Genomic DNA, 1,117 nt, shown 5'->3' with positions numbered 1-1,117 from the left:
CGGGTCGCCGACCGCATCGTGGCGGAGATCCGCGGCCTGGTCGCCCGCGACGAGGGCGTCCACGACAAGGCGACGCGCCGGTGGCGGGCCGCCGACTGGGGCGACGTCCTGATCCTGGTGAAGAAGCGCGGGCCCATGTTCGAGGAAATCCTGCGCGCGCTGAAGCAGGGCGGGGTGCCGGTGGCGGGGGCGGACCGGCTGAAGCTGTCCGAGCACGCGGTGTTCCAGGACCTGCTGGCGCTGGGACGCGCGGCCCTGTTCCCCGAGGACGACCTGACCCTGGCCGGGTGCTGCGCAGCCCCCTGTGCGACGTGTCGGAAGACGGCCTCTACGCCTTGGCGCACGGACGTGACGGCTCGCTGTGGCGGGCGCTGCGCGATCGGGCGGGGACCGACGCCGCCGCAGCGGCCGCCGTCGCCCTGGTGGCGGGCTTCCGCGCCGCGTCCCGGGACCGGACGCCGTTCGACCTCTACGCCGGTCTGCTGAACCGGCTGGACGCCCGGGGACTGACCATCCGCCAGCGCTTCATGACCCGGCTGGGCGCCGAGGCCGGCGACGCCATCGACGCCTTCCTGGACCAGGCCCAGGCGGCCGAGGCCCGGGGCGTGCGCGACCTGGAGCGGTTCTGCCACGCCCTGTCCACGCTCAATCAGACCGTCAAGCGCGAGATGGACGAGCCGCGCGGCGAGGTGCGGGTGATGACCACCCATTCGGCCAAGGGGCTGGAGGCGCCCATCGTCATCCTGCCGGACACCATCTTCGAGGAGCCCAAGGGCGACGCCCTCCTGGAGACCGAGGACGGCGGCTTCCTGTGGTGCGGCTCGGCCAAGGGCGATTGCGAGGCCTCGGCCGCGGCCCGCGACGCCCGCAAGCGGCGCAACGAGGAGGAATCCCTGCGCCTGCTCTACGTCGGCCTGACCCGCGCCCGGGACCGGCTGATCATCGGCGGCCGGTTCGCCGCCAATCGCCGGCTGGAGAACATCCGCGCCTGGTGGGGACCCCTGGTCGAGGCCGTCGAGGGGCTGGGCGGGGACGGTCCGCGCCGTTCTCGGGCCCGCACGGGACCGTCCGCCGATTCGGCGCCGACTCCCGTTCCCGTCGACCGCGCACGGCGGGA

1 protein-coding gene and 1 pseudogene are annotated in these 1,117 nt (G+C 74.4%); both read left to right on the top strand.

What is annotated here, in order from left to right; all coding sequences use genetic code 11:
* A pseudogene (locus tag AC2W7C_RS18260) lies at positions 1–486 on the top strand (hypothetical protein); the annotation flags it as partial.
* On the top strand, positions 423–1,117 hold a 695-nt coding region (locus tag AC2W7C_RS18255), incomplete at its 3' end, for a 3'-5' exonuclease (RefSeq protein WP_486002613.1). The pseudogene AC2W7C_RS18260 and the gene AC2W7C_RS18255, both read left to right, overlap by 64 nt.

This window comes from Brevundimonas sp. CURTG3B2_SDJG, assembly GCF_057364705.1.
The sequence above is the reverse complement of the archived record's forward strand: the minus strand, read 5'-3'. Positions and strand labels throughout refer to the sequence as shown.